Origin of the sequence: Paraburkholderia phymatum (assembly GCF_038900715.1) — a bacterium.
GTDB lineage: Bacteria > Pseudomonadota > Gammaproteobacteria > Burkholderiales > Burkholderiaceae > Paraburkholderia > Paraburkholderia phymatum_A.
Genome location: NZ_JAYMRZ010000001.1, coordinates 277,602 through 294,415 on the forward strand (window position 1 = coordinate 277,602; position 16,814 = coordinate 294,415).

At 64.5% G+C, this 16,814-nt stretch carries 16 protein-coding genes, 2 tRNA genes and 1 pseudogene; 8 read left to right on the plus strand and 11 right to left on the minus strand.

Features of this window, described 5'->3' with window-relative positions; genetic code table 11:
* The first annotated feature begins 13 nt into the window (after positions 1-13).
* Both VSR68_RS01225 and VSR68_RS01230 read left to right on the plus strand, forming a co-directional pair.
* A complete protein-coding gene (locus VSR68_RS01225; RefSeq protein ID WP_342938068.1) occupies positions 14-790 on the plus strand; it encodes an ABC transporter ATP-binding protein in 777 nt (258 codons plus the stop codon).
* On the plus strand, positions 790-1,506 hold the full coding sequence (locus VSR68_RS01230; protein ID WP_152755622.1) for an ABC transporter ATP-binding protein: 717 nt from the start codon (positions 790-792) through the stop codon (positions 1,504-1,506). Before VSR68_RS01225 ends, VSR68_RS01230 begins: the two co-directional genes overlap by 1 nt.
* A 120-nt stretch (positions 1,507-1,626) precedes the next feature.
* Here VSR68_RS01230 and VSR68_RS01235 read toward each other — a convergent pair whose 3' ends face one another.
* From VSR68_RS01235 to VSR68_RS01245, 3 genes are all read right to left on the minus strand, one after another.
* Positions 1,627-2,079 (minus strand): GNAT family acetyltransferase, encoded by a 453-nt coding sequence (locus VSR68_RS01235; protein WP_342938069.1) that lies wholly within the window; start codon positions 2,077-2,079, stop codon positions 1,627-1,629.
* Entirely contained in the window at positions 2,076-3,260 is a 1,185-nt protein-coding gene (locus VSR68_RS01240) for an acetylornithine transaminase (RefSeq protein WP_342938070.1), read from the minus strand. Before VSR68_RS01240 ends, VSR68_RS01235 begins: the two co-directional genes overlap by 4 nt.
* A gap of 395 nt (positions 3,261-3,655) precedes the next feature.
* Entirely contained in the window at positions 3,656-4,687 is a 1,032-nt protein-coding gene (locus VSR68_RS01245) for a CDP-6-deoxy-delta-3,4-glucoseen reductase (RefSeq protein WP_342938071.1), read from the minus strand.
* Between the two features lie 73 nt (positions 4,688-4,760).
* Here VSR68_RS01245 and VSR68_RS01250 point away from each other — a divergent pair, with 73 nt between their 5' ends.
* Positions 4,761-5,795: an NAD-dependent epimerase/dehydratase family protein gene (locus VSR68_RS01250; protein WP_342938072.1), complete on the plus strand. Its 1,035-nt coding sequence runs from the start codon at positions 4,761-4,763 to the stop codon at positions 5,793-5,795.
* Positions 5,796-5,861: 66 nt separating this feature from the next.
* Here the strand turns inward: VSR68_RS01250 and VSR68_RS01255 are convergent, their stop codons facing one another.
* From VSR68_RS01255 to VSR68_RS01265, 3 genes and pseudogenes are all read right to left on the minus strand, one after another.
* Positions 5,862-6,050: a hypothetical protein gene (locus VSR68_RS01255; protein WP_342938073.1), complete on the minus strand. Its 189-nt coding sequence runs from the start codon at positions 6,048-6,050 to the stop codon at positions 5,862-5,864.
* Between the two features lie 166 nt (positions 6,051-6,216).
* Complete coding sequence (locus tag VSR68_RS01260; protein WP_342938074.1) at positions 6,217-6,921, minus strand: 16S rRNA pseudouridine(516) synthase; 705 nt, start codon at positions 6,919-6,921, stop codon at positions 6,217-6,219.
* A 173-nt stretch (positions 6,922-7,094) separates the two neighbouring features.
* A pseudogene (locus VSR68_RS01265) lies at positions 7,095-7,406 on the minus strand (ATP-binding cassette domain-containing protein); the annotation flags it as partial.
* Between the two features lie 222 nt (positions 7,407-7,628).
* On the opposite strand from VSR68_RS01265, the gene VSR68_RS01270 reads away from it, so the two are divergent.
* Positions 7,629-8,897: an MFS transporter gene (locus tag VSR68_RS01270; protein WP_342938075.1), complete on the plus strand. Its 1,269-nt coding sequence runs from the start codon at positions 7,629-7,631 to the stop codon at positions 8,895-8,897.
* 31 nt (positions 8,898-8,928) lie between these two features.
* On the opposite strand, the gene VSR68_RS01275 is transcribed toward VSR68_RS01270, so the two are convergent.
* Positions 8,929-9,879, minus strand: coding sequence for an alpha/beta hydrolase (locus tag VSR68_RS01275; protein WP_342938076.1), 951 nt, complete (start codon positions 9,877-9,879; stop codon positions 8,929-8,931).
* A gap of 277 nt (positions 9,880-10,156) precedes the next feature.
* Here VSR68_RS01275 and VSR68_RS01280 point away from each other — a divergent pair, with 277 nt between their 5' ends.
* The gene (locus VSR68_RS01280) at positions 10,157-11,545 is read left to right on the plus strand and encodes an amino acid permease (RefSeq protein ID WP_342938077.1); all 1,389 of its coding nucleotides are present in this window, start codon (positions 10,157-10,159) and stop codon (positions 11,543-11,545) included.
* A gap of 242 nt (positions 11,546-11,787) precedes the next feature.
* On the opposite strand, the gene VSR68_RS01285 is transcribed toward VSR68_RS01280, so the two are convergent.
* Positions 11,788-11,872: transfer RNA gene (locus VSR68_RS01285), tRNA-Leu, on the minus strand.
* 139 nt (positions 11,873-12,011) lie between these two features.
* Positions 12,012-13,406: an oxygen-independent coproporphyrinogen III oxidase gene (gene hemN / locus VSR68_RS01290; protein ID WP_342938078.1), complete on the minus strand. Its 1,395-nt coding sequence runs from the start codon at positions 13,404-13,406 to the stop codon at positions 12,012-12,014.
* Positions 13,407-13,678: 272 nt separating this feature from the next.
* On the opposite strand from hemN, the gene VSR68_RS01295 reads away from it, so the two are divergent.
* The 3 genes from VSR68_RS01295 (at position 13,679) to VSR68_RS01305 (ending at position 15,618) form a co-directional block, all read left to right on the plus strand.
* Positions 13,679-13,975 carry a YkgJ family cysteine cluster protein gene (locus VSR68_RS01295; RefSeq protein ID WP_321575015.1) on the plus strand — a complete coding sequence of 99 codons (297 nt, stop codon included), beginning with the start codon at positions 13,679-13,681 and terminating at the stop codon, positions 13,973-13,975.
* A gap of 129 nt (positions 13,976-14,104) precedes the next feature.
* Positions 14,105-14,698, plus strand: a complete 594-nt coding sequence (locus tag VSR68_RS01300; protein ID WP_342938079.1) for a DUF1439 domain-containing protein — start codon at positions 14,105-14,107, stop codon at positions 14,696-14,698.
* Between the two features lie 83 nt (positions 14,699-14,781).
* Complete coding sequence (locus VSR68_RS01305) at positions 14,782-15,618, plus strand: undecaprenyl-diphosphate phosphatase (RefSeq protein WP_342938080.1); 837 nt, start codon at positions 14,782-14,784, stop codon at positions 15,616-15,618.
* Positions 15,619-15,708: 90 nt separating this feature from the next.
* On the opposite strand, the gene trmB is transcribed toward VSR68_RS01305, so the two are convergent.
* Together trmB and VSR68_RS01315 are read right to left on the minus strand one after the other, a co-directional pair.
* Positions 15,709-16,506, minus strand: a complete 798-nt coding sequence (trmB, locus tag VSR68_RS01310) for a tRNA (guanosine(46)-N7)-methyltransferase TrmB (protein WP_342938081.1) — start codon at positions 16,504-16,506, stop codon at positions 15,709-15,711.
* Between the two features lie 173 nt (positions 16,507-16,679).
* A tRNA-Gly gene (locus tag VSR68_RS01315) sits at positions 16,680-16,754 on the minus strand.
* Positions 16,755-16,814 lie beyond the last annotated feature (60 nt).

A 16,814-nucleotide genomic window follows, 5' to 3' on the forward strand; every position in this document is an offset into this window, starting at 1 on the left:
AGGGGAAACACACATGAGCGACAAACAAATCCGTCTGTCCGTGAAGGGCGTGAACAAGCGCTTCGGTGGTCTGCAGGCGCTGTCGGATGTCGGCCTCGAAATCGAGGAAGGCTCCATCTACGGTCTGATCGGCCCGAACGGCGCCGGCAAGACCACGTTCTTCAACGTGATTACCGGTCTCTACACGCCGGACTCGGGCGAGTTCAGGCTTGACGGCACGAACTACACGCCGACGGCCGTGTATCAGGTGGCGAAGGCGGGCATCGCGCGCACGTTCCAGAACATCCGTCTGTTCGGCGGCATGACCGCGCTGGAAAACGTGATGGTCGGCCGCCACGTGCGCACGAAGCACGGCCTGCTCGGCGCTGTCTTCCAGACGCCCGCTGAGCGCCAGGAAGAGCGCGAAATCAAGGAACGCGCGCTGGAACTGCTCGAGTACGTCGGCGTGCTGCAATACGCGGACTACACGTCGCGCAACCTGTCGTATGGCCACCAGCGCCGTCTGGAAATCGCGCGCGCGCTGGCGACCGATCCGAAACTGCTCGCGCTCGACGAACCGGCTGCCGGCATGAACGCAACGGAAAAGGTCGAGCTTACGAAGCTGCTCGACAAGATCCGCAGCGACGGCAAGACGATCCTGCTGATCGAGCACGACGTGAAACTGGTGATGGGCCTGTGCAATCGGATGACAGTGCTCGACTATGGCAAGGTGATCGCCGAAGGTCTGCCGCAGGATGTGCAGAAGGACCCGAAGGTGATCGAGGCTTATCTGGGTGCGGGGGTCCACTGATGGCTACGGCAATGTTGAAAATCAAGGGCCTGCAGGTCAACTACGGCGGCATTCAGGCCGTCAAGGGTGTCGACCTGGAGATCGCGCAGGGCGAACTCGTCACGCTGATCGGCGCGAACGGCGCGGGCAAGACGACGACGATGAAGGCGATCACGGGCCTCAAGCCTTACTCGGCCGGCGACATCGAATACATGGGCCAGTCGATCAAGGGCGTGCCGCCGCACGAACTGCTCAAGCGCGGTCTCGCGATGGTGCCGGAAGGCCGGGGCATCTTCGCGCGCATGTCGATCGTCGAGAACATGCAGATGGGCGCATATCTGCGCAACGATACGGATGGCATCAAGAAGGACGTCGAGCGCATGTTCGGCTTCTTCCCGCGCCTGAAGGAACGTGCGACGCAGCTGGCCGGTACGCTCTCGGGCGGCGAACAGCAGATGCTCGCAATGGCGCGCGCCGTCATCTCGAAGCCGAAGCTGCTGCTACTGGATGAACCTTCGATGGGTCTCTCGCCGATCATGGTCGAGAAGATCTTCGAAGTGGTGCGCGAGATCTCGAAGGAAGGCATCACGGTGATGCTGGTCGAGCAGAACGCGCGTCTCGCGCTGCAGGCCGCTGACCGTGGCTACGTGATGGACTCGGGCACGGTCACGATGTCGGGCGACGCGAAGCAGATGCTCGATGATCCGAAAGTGCGCGCCGCGTATCTCGGCGAGTAAAGCTCAGCAAGCTCACGTGCCGGTTCTCACAACCGGCAACGCGCAATAAACAAAGGCCGCATGCGTCAGCATGCGGCCTTTGTGTTTTCAGCGATTCAACGTGCGGGCGGGCGCAAGCGCTCAAGCCAACGCGCCGAGCCGCTTGCCGAGGCTGATGACCTCATCGGCGTGATAGCCGAGCGATTCGTAGAAAGCGCGCACGTCGGCCTTCGCGCTCAGCACCTGAAGATTGACCTTCGGACAGCCTCGCGCCGTCAGCGCCGCTTCCGCGTGACGCACCAGCCGCGTGCCGATGCCCTGGCGCCGTTGCGACGGATCGACCGCGAGCGAGTACAGCCAGCCGCGATGCCCGTCGTAACCGGCCATCACCGTACCGACGATGCACGCATCCATCACCGCGACGAAGAACAGCTCGGGCTGCGTCGCGAGCTTGTTTGCGATCGACAGATGCGGATTGCGCTGCGGCTTGCTCGCGTCCTTGTACTCCGGGAACGCGTCGAGCCACAGCGCGACGACGGCATCGGTGTCGCTCGCGTCGAAGCAGCGGATCGACAGTGACGAAGCAGCCGTCACAGCGTGTCAAGAATCGAGCGCAGCATCGACATCATCTGGTCGATCTCTTCCGTCGTCACGTTGAGCGCGGGCATGAAGCGCAGCAGATTCGGACGCGCGGCGTTGAGCAGCAGACCGTCCGGCTGCATCAGGCGCGCCTTCTCGACTATCTGGATGCCGATGTCCTTGCCGAGCAGCAGCGCGCGCAACATGCCTTCGCCGCGTTCGCCCGCAAAGCCGCGCTCTTCCGACAGCTCGAGCAGCTTCGCGCGCAGATATTCTCCGCGAGCCTTCACGCCATCGAGGAAGCCGGGCGCCGTCAGTTGCGAGATCACCGAATAGCCGACCGCCGTCATCAGCGGATTGCCGTTGTACGTGCCGCCCTGTTCGCCCGCTTCGAACACTTCGACTTCCTTCGTGCACAGCAGCGCGCCGAGCGGCACGCCGCCGCCGATGCCCTTCGCAAGCGTCATCACGTCGGGCTCGATACCCGACAGCTCGTACGCGAACAGCGTCCCCGCGCGGCCGCAACCGCTTTGCACTTCGTCGACGATCAGAAGCAGGTTGTGCTTCTTCGTCAGCTCGCGCAGCTGCTGCATGAATTCGCGCGTTGCGGGAATCACGCCGCCTTCGCCCTGGATCGGTTCGAGCATCACGGCGACCGTCTTGTCGCCGATCAGCTTCTCGACGGACGCGATATCGTTCAGATCCGCTTTCGGGAAGCCCGGCACTTGGGGTGCGTAGATCGTGTCCCAGCCCGGCTTGCCGCTCGCCGACATCGTCGCGAGCGTGCGGCCGTGGAAGCTGTGATCGAACGTGATGATTTCATACGCGCCCTTCTTGAACTTCTTGCCCCACTTGCGCGCGAGCTTGATCGCGCCTTCATTCGCTTCGGCGCCGCTGTTCGTGAAGAACACCTTGTCGAAGCAGCTGTGCTGCGTGAGCAGGCCGGCGAGCTTCGCCATCGGCTCGTTGTAGAACGCAGGCGACGGGTTGATCAGCGTGCGCGCCTGCTGCGTGAGCGCTTCGATCATGCCTTCGTTGCAGTGGCCGAGGCTGTTCACAGCCCAGCCCTGGATGAAGTCCAGATATCGCTTGCCGTTGTTGTCGTAGAGCCACGAGCCTTTGCCGTGTGTGAAAACGATTTCGGGCCGGTTCGTGATGTACATCAGCGAATCGATCGGGTACTCATTGAAGTTCATGGCTACAGGCTCCAGGCAAACAGGGATAAGAAACCGCCTCGGACAAAATGGCCCAGCAACGGAGAGAAAACGCTGACGAGTACACGTGCTCAATAACGTGATCGACGGCACGTCGTCGGCAGAACGTCAAAGCAGCGACGGAAATGCAAAAAGCCACGGCATGCCGTGGCTTTCGTGATTTGAACTGCGTGCGCGTGATACTGAACTGATACGCGCAAACCGTGACGAAGCCAGCGGCGCCCCTATGGGAGCAGCGAGCGGCGACGTCGAAGTTCGGACAGGATGCGGTTCATGCGCGAAAGAATACGACAATGCCGGCGCCCGTGTAAACCAGCAATTTGCATGTCTTCACGCATTGCCAGCCGATTCGTTCATGCAGGATGACGACGCAACGATCACACGGGGTTCGCCAGATCGGCTGCGCTCGTGAACGAATCCGCGTAGAACTCGTCTTCCGGCAGGCGATGATGCTGCGTGAAATCGCGCTGTGCGGATTCGACCATCACAGGCGCGCCGCACGCATACACCTGATATGCCGACAAGTCTGGCAGATCTTCGATGACGGCGCGATGAACGAAGCCGGTGCGGCCCGTCCATGCGTCGTCCGCGTCGGGTTCGGAGAGCACGGGCACGAACCTGAAGTTCGGCACTTCGCGCGCCCATTGCTCGGCGAGATCCATCATGTACAGGTCTTTCTTGCGACGAGCGCCCCAGTACAGCGTCATCGGGCGCGTGATGTTCTTGAAGACGGCATGCTCGACGATCGCCTTCAACGGTGCGAAGCCCGTACCCGATGCGAGCAGGACGATCGGCTTGTCCGATTCCTCGCGCAGGAAGAACGTGCCGAGCGGTGCCTCGAAGCGCAGGATGTCGCGCTCCTTCATCGTGTTGAACACGTGATCGGTGAACGCCCCGCCTGGCATGTGGCGGATATGCAGCTCGACGGGGCCCTCCGTATGCGGCGCGTTCGCCATCGAGTAGCTGCGGCGCTTGCCGTCCTTCAGGATGAACTCGAGGTACTGGCCGGCCATGTATTGCAGGCGTTCATTGGCGGGCAGTTGCAGCTTCAGCACGACGACGTCGTCGGCCTTGCGCTCGATCGAATTCACGCGGCACGGCAGCTTCTTGATCTGCACGTCGCCGATGCCCGTCACTTCGCGGATGTCGACTTCGAGGTCCGTGCAGGCCGTCGCGCAGCAGAAAAGGGCCATGCCGCGCGTCTTCTCGTCGTTCGACAGCGCCGACGACGAATGCGCGCGCTGTTCGATTTCGCCGGCGATGACCGTGCCCTTGCACGAGCCACATGCGCCGTTCTTGCAGCCGTATGGCAGGCCGATGCCCTGGCGAAGGGCGGCCGTCAGCACGGGTTCATCGGGTTCCACCTGAAACTGCCGGCCGCTTTGCCGGAGCGTTACGTTAAATGCCATAGGTCGTTCAAGGTTTGAGTACAGAGATCGGTAGCCAGTGCGTACCGTGGATCGCGGCTACAATGCGTCCACGATGAAAGCGACACGAAACTTGCGCAGACCGCGCGTGCTGATCGTCGGTTGCGGCGATGTCGGCATGCGCTGCGTGCGGCAATTGCAACGACGCGCGCGCCTCTATGCGCTCACGCATCACGCCGAGCGCCGCGACGAACTGCGCGCGGCGGGCGTGACGCCGATCGTCGGAGATCTCGACGCGCGCCAGAGCCTCTGGCGTCTCGCGGGCCTGGCGCCCACCGTGCTGCATCTCGCGCCGCCGCAAAAGACAGGCGACGTCGACATGCGCACGCGCTCGCTGATCGCCACGCTGACCACGCCGCGCATCGGGCATGCCCGCCATGCCGAGGCACGGGCGACGGGCCGGCTCAGGTCCGCGCAGCAAGGCATTCGTGCTCGCAAAACATCCGTTATTGTACCCGACGGGGGTATCCCGGCCCTTAGGGCTGGACACTACAAGGGCGTGCGTCCGCGCATCGTCTATGCGAGCACGACGGGTGTCTATGGCGATTGCGGCGGCGCGTGGCTCGACGAAACGCGTCCCGTCGCGCCCGCGAACGAGCGCGCGAAGCGCCGCGTGTCGGCGGAGACGCAGTTGCGGCGCGCGGCCGCGCGGCATGCGATTGCGGCGAGCATCGCGCGCATTCCGGGCATTTACGCGGGCAACCGGCTGCCTCTTGCGCGGCTCGAGAGGCGCACTCCCGCGCTCGTCGATGCCGACGACGTCTACACGAATCATATCCACGCCGACGACCTCGCCGCGATCCTGCTGCGCATGGCGACGCATGGCCTGCCATCGCGCGTGATCCACGCATCCGACGACACGACGCTGAAGATGGGCGAGTACTTCGACAGGGTGGCGGATGCGTTCGGCGTCGAGCGGGCACCGCGCATCACGCGCGGCGAAGCGCAGCGGCAACTCGAACCGATGATGCTGTCGTTCATGCGCGAGTCGCGGCGCCTCGTCAACGGCCGGCTCAAGCGCGAGTTGCGCGTGAAGCTGCGCTATCCGAGCGTCGATGATTTCTTGCGCACGGTAGCCCGTCGCGCGTGAACATGGCCGTGCACGGGACCACACGCCGCGTTGCCGTGAAGAGCAGCGAGTGAGACCGCGAAGCCGTCAGGTGAGGGCAGGCAGCGCTTCGAGCAGCAGGAAGCAGCAGATTGCGCCGATCAGCGCTGCGATCAGATTGGGCGCGTACCTGTGCCGCATGTGCATGACGGCCAGCAGGCCGCCGACAAGCAGTATCGCGAAGCAGATGATCGAGACCATCCCATACGAAATCGCCAGGTTGCCGTAGATGACCATGGCGCCTCCTTGCCTGCCTTGTAATGTTTGTTGGTACGAGTATAGGACGGGCGTTCGTAGCAAGCATGCTGCGTCGCAGCGTTCCGAAAGGCTTTTGTCGCCGCTTTGTTCGGAATCCAACGCAGTGTCAGGGCACCTGAAAGCGGGCGGGCGCGGAACGCGTCGCTTACACGACACGCAGCGATTCGAGGCCGGCTTCATCGAGCCATTGCCACGCACCTTCGGCAAGCGAAGCTGGCAGCGATAGCCCGCCGATCCGTTCGCGATGCAGCGCCTCCACGCGATTTCCCGCTGCTGCAACCATACGCTTGACCTGGTGGTACTTGCCTTCCAGCACGGTCAGCTCGAGTTCGTGCTCGCCGCGCGCATGTGCCGCCACAGCCGCAACCGGCTTCGCTTCGCCATGCAGCAGCACGCCTTCGCGCAGCGCGGCAAGCTGCGCGTCGTCGAGGGAATGGCGGGTCGTCGCCAGATAGACCTTCGGCACCTTGCGCTTCGGCGACGTGTACGCATGGACGAACTGGCCGTCGTCGGACAGCAGCAGAAGCCCCGTCGTGTCCTGATCGAGCCGTCCTACGCACTGGACGCCGCGCGTCGCGAACTGCGCGGGCAGCAGGTTGAAGACGCTCAGATGATGCTGCGGATCGCGCGAGCACTCGTAACCCGCGGGCTTGTTGAGCACGATGTACGCGCGCTCGCGATACGGCCACGGCGTGCCGTCGACTTCGAACGTGAGCGCGTCGGTCGCGACGTCGGCGTTGGGATCGTCGATGGTCGAGCCGCCGATCGACACGCGGCCGTCCGCGATCAATGCGCGGCACTGACGGCGCGAGCCGAAACCCTGGGAAAAGAGAACGCTTTCGAGATTCATTGGAACGGGCAGAGGGCGGCCAAAAGCCGCGATGCATCAGACGATGACAGCGCCCGCAAGTATCGAGGACGCCGTCGTCGCGTGCATTCTACCCGTCGCCTTCGCGGCCTTGCGCCGCTCGCTTCGACACATGCGGCGCGTCACGCACACGCTCAATGCGCGCCGGACCGCCGTTCGACGAAACGCGCGACGTAGTCGTCGGCGGGCTTCGTGGGGATTTCATCCGGCGTGCCTTCCTGCACCAGCGTGCCGTCGCGCGGGGTCGCAATGCGATTGCAGATGCGCAGCGCTTCGTCCAGATCGTGCGTGATGAACACGATCGTCTTGTTGAGCGTCGCCTGCAATTGCAGCAACTGAACCTGCATTTCCGTGCGGATCATCGGATCGAGCGCGGAGAATGCTTCGTCCATCAGCAGTACGTCGGTGTCGGCGGCGAGCGCGCGCGCCAGTCCGACCCGCTGACGCATGCCGCCCGACAGCTCGCCCGCGGACTCGCGCCGATCCGCACGACGCCCGAGCATGGGCGCGAGAGCGGGATGGCCTCGTCGTACGCGCCTTGAACACCTTGAATGCCTTGCGCGCTTTCCTCGCCGGCGAAGCGCTGGGTCATCAGGAAGGGATAGGAATCACACAGCAAGAACCGGAGCGCACGGACAGGCCGAAATCGTGACGATGGGCTTCTCGTCATCGCGTCACGGAGCCCTCCGATGCGTTCCCGCTTTCCCCGCTTTCGCTTTCCCGTTGCCGGCGCCAGCCTGTCCGCGTCGTTCCAGCAGCTCGCGTGGTCGAACCTGATCGCGCAATCCGCCGAACAGATCAGTCTCGCCGCGGCGCCCCTCGTTGCCGTATTCACGCTCGGCGCGACGGCTCGCGATACGGGGCTTCTGCAGACGGCGCAGACGCTGCCGTTCCTGTTGCTGTCGATACCCCTCGGCGTCGTTGCCGATCGCCGTTCGCGCCGCACGCTGATGGCCGTCTCGGAGAGCGTGCGCGCGCTGGCGATGGCGAGTGTGCTGCTGCTCGTGCTGTCGCACGGACTGACGCTGCCGCTGCTCGCCGTGCTCGGCTTTCTCGGCGCGACGGGCACGGTGGCGTACAGCGTCGCTGCGCCGGCGCTGGTCCCCGCGCTCGTGACGCGCGACGCGCTGCCCGCCGCGAACGGACGCATCGAACTCGCGCGCAGCGTCGCGTATTCGGCGGGGCCGGCGTTGGGCGGGCTGCTGGTCGGCTGGATCGGCGCGGGCTGGGCGTATGGCTGCGCGGCCGCGCTGTCGGCGCTCGCGGCCGCGCTGCTCGCGGGTTTGCGCGAGCCGCCGCGCGTCGTCGGCGCCGCGCGTCATTTCATGGCCGAGTTGCGCGAAGGCGCGCGCTTCGTGATCGGCGACGAGTTGCTGCGGCCGATGCTCGCGACGGCCGTGTTCTTCAACGTTGGTTTCTTCACGTTGCAGGCGGTCTATGTGCCGTATGCGGTGCATCGGCTCGGGCTGAGCGCGTCGGCGATCGGCGTGACGCTCGGCGCGTATGGGGTCGGCATGGTGTGCGGCGCGCTGGCCGCGCCGTCCGTCGCGCGGCGGGTTTCGTTCGGGCGCACGCTGATCATCGGGCCGTTTTGCGGGCTGGCCGCTTCGCTGACGATGATCGCGACGCTCGCCGTGCCGTCGTTCTGGCTTGCGGCAGCGAGCTTCTTTCTGCTCGGCGCGGGGCCGATCCTGTGGACGGTCGGCTCGACGACGCTGCGTCAGGCGATCACGCCCGCGAACATGATGGGCCGCGTGTCGGCGCTCAACAGCACGGCGACGTATGGCGCGCGGCCGCTCGGCGCGCTGCTGGGCGCGGTCGTCAGCGCGCGCTTCGGGATGGACGCGTGCCTGGTGGTGGCGGCGATCGGCTTCGTCGCGCAGGCGTGGATCATCGTGATGTCGCCTGTTGCGCGGCTCGCGCGGATTCCGGACGGCGTGGCCGTTCTCTCCTCGTGATCCGCGCCGTGCGCGCGCTCTTCACGAGCCGTCACTCCTTGCCGAATTCCTTCGCCGCGCGCGCGATCGCATCGGCCGTCGCGCCCGCGTGCGCCACGGACACCAGGTGGCTCGACGGCGTCTCGATGATGGTCGCGCCGATCCGGTGCGCCATCCAGCGTTGGATTTCCGGCGATACGGCGCGGTCGCGCGTGGTCACGATGTACCACGAGGGCTTGTAGCGCCACGCGGCTTGCGTCACGCGCTCCTCGAACGCTTTGCCCGCGATCGGCTGCTGCGCGGCGACGAGCACGCGGGTCAGGTTTTCGGGCACATCGGCGGCGAAATCGCTGTGGTATTTCGCCGGGTCGAGCCACAGGAAGCCGGCGGCGTCCTTTGTCATCGCCGAGCCGATGGGCATCTGCGGGCCGCGCTTGAGCACGTCGCCCGTCGATTCGCCGACGTCGGGCGCGATCGCCGCCACATAGACGAGGCCGACCACCTTCGATGCGTCCGGTCCCGAACCCGCCTCCGTGATCACGACGCCGCCCCACGAATGACCGACCAGCACGGTCGGGCCGGATAGCCGGGCGAGCACGCGTCGGGTTGCGGCGACATCGTCGGCGAGCGACGTCAGCGGAATCTGCACGGACGCGACGCGATAGCCCTTTTTCTGAAGCCGTTCGATCACGCCGTTCCAGCTCGATCCGTCGACGAACGCGCCGTGCACGAGCACGATGTTCTGCACGGGGCCGCCCGGCGGCGCGGAATAGGCGGCGGCGGGTCTAGGCGCGGGGGCGGAAGCTGGAGCGGGCGCCTGGTCGGTCGAAGGCGCGGCGGCGGGCGCGGGCGATGTTGTATCGGTGTCCGGGGTGGCGGGGGCTGGCGCTGCCGACGTATCGGGCGCGGGCTGCGGCGCGGGTTGTCCGGTCTGGGCGCGTGCGCCGGAGGCGGCGACGCAGACGCCAAGGAGAACGGCGTAGAGCAGACGTTTCGGCGACATGGCGACTCCATCATCGGCTGGACCGGATTCTCGGAACATACCGACCGGCAAGCAGGGTGACAACCGCTATCTAGAGCTAATTTCGGACACGTTGGACGGTGCTCTGGCGGGTGGGTGGCGCGTGTGCCCGGCGGCATCGTCGCCGCAGTGCGAATTCCACAAAACGTACTCCAGCGTGCCCGTTCTGTGAGCACCTCGCAGGAGGGTACAATTTACGGTTTTTCTGGACGCGTTCTGTGCGTACCGCGTGGATTTCAATGCAGTGGAGTGAGACATCTTGAGCAACGGACAACACCATGACGGCCTCCAGCGAGGGCTGAAGAACCGGCATATCCAGTTGATCGCGCTGGGCGGTGCGATCGGCACGGGCCTCTTTCTCGGCTCGGCGGGCGTACTGAAGGCGGCGGGGCCGTCGATGATCCTCGGTTACGCGATCGGCGGTTTCATCGCGTTCCTCATCATGCGCCAGCTCGGCGAAATGGTTGCGCAGGAGCCCGTCGCCGGCTCGTTCAGCCACTTCGCGTACAAGTACTGGGGCGATTTCCCGGGCTTCCTGTCGGGCTGGAACTACTGGGTGTTGTACGTGCTCGTCAGCATGGCCGAACTGACGGCCGTCGGCACCTACGTGCATTTCTGGTGGCCGGGCGTGCCGACATGGGTCTCGGCGCTCGTCTGCTTCGTCATCATCAACGCGATCAACCTCGCGAACGTCAAGGCGTACGGCGAAACCGAGTTCTGGTTTGCGATCATCAAGGTCGTGGCCGTGATCGGCATGATCCTGTTCGGCGGCTATCTGCTGATCAGCGGTCATGGCGGTCCGCAGGCCTCGATCACGAACCTGTGGGCCGACGGCGGCTTCTTCCCGCACGGCTTCAACGGCCTCTTCATGATGCTCGCCGTGATCATGTTCTCGTTCGGCGGACTGGAGCTGATCGGCATCACGGCGGCGGAAGCCGACGAGCCGCAAAAGAGCATTCCGAAAGCCGTGAATCAGGTGATCTACCGGATTCTGATTTTCTACATCTGCTCGCTGGTCGTGCTGCTGTCGTTGTATCCGTGGAACCAGGTGGCGGCGGGCGGCAGCCCGTTCGTGATGATCTTCTCGCAGATCGGCGCGGGCCTGACGGCGAATGTTCTCAACGTGGTCGTGCTGACGGCGGCGCTGTCCGTGTACAACAGCGGCGTCTATGCGAACAGTCGCATGCTGTACGGTCTTGCCGAGCAGGGCAATGCGCCGCGCGCGCTGCTGAAAGTCGACGGCCGCGGCGTGCCGTATATGGCGATCGGCCTGTCCGCGCTCGCCACGTTCGCTTGCGTGATCATCAACTATCTGATTCCTGCCAAGGCGCTCGACGTGCTGATGGCGCTCGTCGTGGCCGCGCTGGTGCTGAACTGGTCGCTGATCAGCCTGACGCATCTGAAGTCGCGTCGCGCGATGGTCGCGAAGGGCGAGAAGCTCGTGTTCAAGTCCCTATGGTTCCCGCTCGGCAACTGGATCTGTCTCGCGTTCATGGCGATGATTCTCGTGATCCTCGCGATGACGCCCGGACTCAACGTGTCGGTGCTGCTCGTGCCCGGGTGGCTCGTCGTGATGTGGGCGGGCTATGTGGTGAAGCGTCGGCGCGCGGCCGCGCATGGGCTCGCGGGAGCGGCGAGCGGGCGCTGAGCCGGTGCGAGGCTTTTAGCTGGCGCGTTGATGTCGAGCGCGTTCGATCGTCTGATCGAGTATGAGGGGAGCCGGATTTGCCGTGAGGCTATCCGGCTTTTTTGCGTACGCGCGGATTCGAATGTGCGTGCAGAGGGTGTGCTGCCGACAGCCGTGTGAACCGCAGAAAACACAAAACCCGCGGCATCGGGCAGATGAACGCGGGTTTGTTGGGGTGAAGCCGAACTACTGCTGCTGAATTCTGGTGCCCAGGGCCGGACTCGAACCGGCACGCCTTGCGGCGGGGGATTTTGAGTCCCCTGCGTCTACCTGTTTCACCACCTGGGCTTGATCTTCGTCGCTTCTTCGTCTTTCGACCTGCCTGGTCGCGAAATGCACATCGGCACCTCGCGAGACGAAGACGCAAATTATGGCTGAAAACGCGTCGGCGGGCAAGCCGATGACCGATCGCGACGCCCGGCGGACGCTAGACCGTGCGCGAAAACCGCTGCGACGGCTGCTGGCCCAGATAACGGTCGAACACCATCGCGATGTTGCGCACGAGCATCCGTCCCGCCAGTTGCACATCGAGCCGACGCGCGCCGATCTTCAAGAGCCCGTCGTCCTCGAACGGGCGTAGGCGCTCCAGTTCCGGCGCGAACGCGTCGTGAAAGCGGATGCCGTACGCGGCTTCGAACTCGTCGAAGCGCAGTTCGAGATTGCACATCAGTTGCGTGATGACGTCGCGACGCAGGCGGTCGTCGAGGGAGAGGCGCACGCCGTGACTGATCGCCAGCCGCCCTTTGTCGATGGCCGCCGCGTAGCCCTCCAGGTCCTTCGCGTTTTGCGCATAGACGTCGCCGACCTTGCCGATCGACGAAGCCCCGAAACCGATCAGATCGCATTCCGCGCGCGTGCTATAGCCCTGAAAATTGCGATGCAGCGTGCGCTGGGCCTGGGCGCGCGCGAGCTCGTCGGTGGGCAGCGCGAAGTGATCCATGCCGATGTAGACATAGCCCGCGTCCGTCAGCCGCTCGACGACGCGGCGCAGGATCGCGAGCCGTTCAGCGGGAGAAGGCATCGTGGACGGGTCCATTTGCCTCTGCATCTTGAAGAGCTGCGGCATGTGCGCGTAGCCGAACACCGAAAGCCTGTCGGGCGCGAGCGCGAGCATGGTGTCGAGCGTCCGGCTGAAGCTGTCGACGGTCTGATACGGCAGGCCATAAATCAGATCGACGCCGATCGAATGAAAGCCCGTCGCGCGCGCGGCGCGCATCACGTTCGCCGTCATCTCGAGCGGCTGGATGCGATTGGTCGCCCGCTGCACGACAGGGTCGAAGTCCTGCACGCCCAGACTCAGGCGATTGAAGCCGAGATTGCGCAAATGAACGATGGTTTTCGGCGACGCTTCACGCGGATCGACTTCGATCGAAAACTCGCCTTCCGAATCGCTGCACAACGTAAAGTGTTCGCGCGTGGCGGCCATCAGCTCGGTCATTTCGTCGTGCGACAGAAACGTCGGCGTGCCGCCGCCCCAATGCAGTTGCGACACGGGCCGCGCGGTATCGAAGAGCGGCGCCTGTAACGAGATCTCACGCTTGATCTGCTCGAGATACGGACGCGAGCGCGCGCGGTTCTTCGTCACGACCTTGTTGCAGCCGCAATAGAAGCAGACGGTGTCGCAAAACGGAATGTGGAAGTACAGCGAGAGATCCGTGTCCGATGCGCCTTCGTCGGCGGCGGCGCGGCGGTAGTCGCCGGGATCGAAGTCGTCGCGGAACTGGACGGCCGTCGGATAGGACGTGTAGCGCGGGCCGTTCGAGCTGTATTTCGCGAGCAGGTCGGGGCGGAAGAGGGCGTCGGCGGAAGGAGCGGTAGTCATCGGATTCATATCCCGACGCCTGCCGGATGATGCGCGAACCGCCTGGTCGTTGCGTGCGGGAGCGGTTCGATCGTGTGCTCGGTGAAGAAGGGCAGGCGCCTTGCGAGCGTGGTATCTGTTGCGAAAGTGTGCAAACGAGTCTACGGGAGCGAGAGCGCGCAACCTTGTGTAAAAAGGTCGCATGCGTCAAATGGCACAATGTAGGCTGAGCGGCGGCCGCTTCATCTGCGGTGGGCCGGCCTCGTCGAGTGTTTGTCGTTCAGGAAAGCGCAGTGTCTGTCGATTTGTCCCAACCGTCGTCCGCGACAGCGGATCACGCGTGCCGTCCCAACTGCGGCGCGTGCTGCATCGCGCCGTCTATCTCGAGCCCCATCCCCGGCATGCCGGACGGCAAGCCGGCAGGCGTCCGCTGCGTGCAACTCGGCGACGATCTGCGTTGCGCGATCTTCGGCAAGCCGGAACGTCCGGCCTGCTGCTCGGGTCTACAACCGCAGGCCGACATGTGCGGCAACTCGCGCGACGAAGCGCTGATCTGGCTCACGCGTCTCGAAGCCGATACGCGGCCATGACATGATGGCTGTGCGCCGTCAGTCGAAGCGCTCGCGCCGCAAGACCATCGCGCGAATCCTGAACGCCCCTTGCCAGCAATACGAGCAACACCGATGCGGCGCATCCGCTGCGTCACGAGGAGAATCTGCATGACCCATTCCGCTGCGCCCGCACGGCGCCGCTTCCTGATTTCGGCGCTGTCCGCGTGCGCAGTCGGTGGCTTGACGACGTCGCTCGCTGCGTGCGCGACGTCGACGTTCCCGTTTATTCCGGATCACTACACGTTTTCGCAGAAGCAGGTGCAGGAAGCCGTGCAGCGCAAGTTTCCGTATCAGCGCACGGTATCGCAGGTGTTCGAGGTCGCGTTGACGCATCCTGTCGTTGGCTTGCTGCCGGATACGAACCGCGTGTCGGTGCGGCTCGACGCGCGGCTCGCAAGTCCGTTTCTGCAGCAGCCGGTCAACGGCGTGTTCACGCTGTCGAGCCAGCTCGAATACGATCCGCAAAGCCGCTCCGTCGTGCTGCGCGCGCCGAATGTCGACAACGTAAGTGTCGACGGTGACGCGCAGGCCTACATGCAGCAGATCAACGCCGCCGCCGCGGTGCTCGCGACGCAGCTGCTCACCAATTATCCCGTCTACACGTTCAAGCCCGACCAGCTGCAATTTGCCGGGGTGACTTACGAACCAGGTACAATCACGGTCCTTACAAACGGCATACGCGTTCAGATCGTCGAAAAGTGACGGGCGCGTTACCGGGTGGGCCGCGCCATCGTTGCGCTGACGTGGCCCCGCATCGTCAACCCCCCAAACGAAGAGGGCCACGGATGGACTGGATACTCACCCTGAAGGCGCTGATTCTCGGCATCGTCGAAGGCTTGACGGAATTCTTGCCCGTGTCGAGCACGGGTCATCTGATTGTTGCCGGCAGTCTGCTGAATTTCGACACGCCGCAGGAAAAGACTTTCGACGTCGTGATCCAGCTCGGCGCGATTCTCGCCGTGTGCTGGGAGTACCGTCAGCGGATCGGCAATGTCGTGGCCGGCCTTGCGACGCGGCCCGACGCGCGCCGCTTCACGCTGAACGTGATCATCGCGACGATTCCCGCGATCGTGCTCGGCCTGCTGTTCGAGAAGGCGATCAAGGCCGTGCTGTTTTCGCCCGTGCCCGTCGCGTTCGCGCTCGTCGTGGGCGGCGTGCTGATTCTGTGGGTCGAGTCACGCCAGCGCAACCGGCAAGACCTCCAGCCGCGCGTGCATTCGATGGACGACCTGAGCCCGCTCGATGCGCTCAAGGTCGGTTTCGCGCAATGCTTCGCGCTGATTCCCGGCATGTCGCGCTCGGGCTCGACGATCATCGGCGGCATGCTGTTCGGGCTCGACCGGCGCGTCGCAACCGAGTTCTCGTTCTTTCTCGCGATACCCATCATCTTCGGCGCGACCGTTTATGAGCTGCACAAGGACTGGCAGGCGCTGTCGTCCGACGCGCTCGGGCTCTTTTCGATCGGTTTTCTCGCGGCGTTCGTCAGCGCGTTTGCGTGCGTGCGCTGGCTGCTGCGCTATATCGCGGCGCACGATTTCAGCGCGTTTGCGTGGTATCGGATCGGCTTTGGCTTGCTGATCCTTCTGATCGGCTACAGCGGCGGATTGAGCTGGGCGGATTGACATTGCGCCCGGCATCGATCCGGTGCAAATGAAAACGGCCTGCCGTTCGTGAACGGCAGGCCGTCGTTGTTTAGCTTTCGCGAGCGTCGCTCAGGCGTCCGGACGGCGCCGGTAAATCAGGTCCCACACGCCGTGCCCGAGGCGCAGGCCGCGCTTCTCGAACTTCGTCACGGGACGATAGTCGGGACGCGGCGCGTAATCGTCGGCAGTGTTCTCCAGCGCGGACTCTGCGCCGAGCACTTCGAGCATCTGTTCCGCGTAGTTCTGCCAGTCGGTCGCGCAGTGGATGTATGCGCCCGGCTTCATGCGCGACACCAGCAGCGCAACGAACTTCGGCTGGATCAGACGTCGCTTGTGATGGCGCGCCTTGTGCCACGGATCGGGGAAGAAGATATGCACGCCGTCGAGACTCTGCGGCGCAATCATGTTCTCCAGCACTTCGACGGCGTCGTGCTGGACGATGCGGATATTCGATAGATTCTGCTCGCCCATCAGCTTCAGCAGCGCGCCGACGCCCGGCTCGTGCACTTCGATGCCGAGGAAATCGTCGTCAGGACGATGCGAGGCGATTTCAGCCGTTGTCGCGCCCATGCCGAAACCGATCTCCAGAATGCGCGGCGCGCGGCGGCCGAACACGGCGTCCCAATCCGGCTGCTCGGGCGTGTACGGCACGACGAAGCGCGGGCCGAGTTCGTCCATGGCGCGGCGCTGGCCCGTCGATACGCGGCCTGCGCGCGTCACGAAGCTGCGGATGCGGCGCAGGTGCAGCGCCTCTTGTGGCGCGGCGGCGTCGGAGGTTTCCGGAGTTTCGGCGGGCCCGGACGGCTCGTCGCTGGAAATCTGGGAGGTGTCGCGCGGCAGACCGGCTTCGTTCGGATCGTGAATCATCGTGGATGAAGACCTGGATGTGGCGGCGGGAACGGCTGGGCGTGAGGGCGGGCGCGTTTCATTGATAGACAGCGCACCACAAAAAAGCCGCCTTCATGGAGGCGGCTCTCACGCTGGATTCTCCGCCTCGTCTCTCCGCCCGTGCGTTGCGCGGCAGAGGGAGCGGCTGAAAGTGGAGCGGGCGATGGGAATCGAACCCACGTCTCTAGCTTGGGAAGCTAGGGTAATAGCCATTATACGACGCCCGCAGAGCGCGCCATTTTACGCGGTTTCGGCAGGTTTGGGCAAATCGCCGGGCACGCACGCGC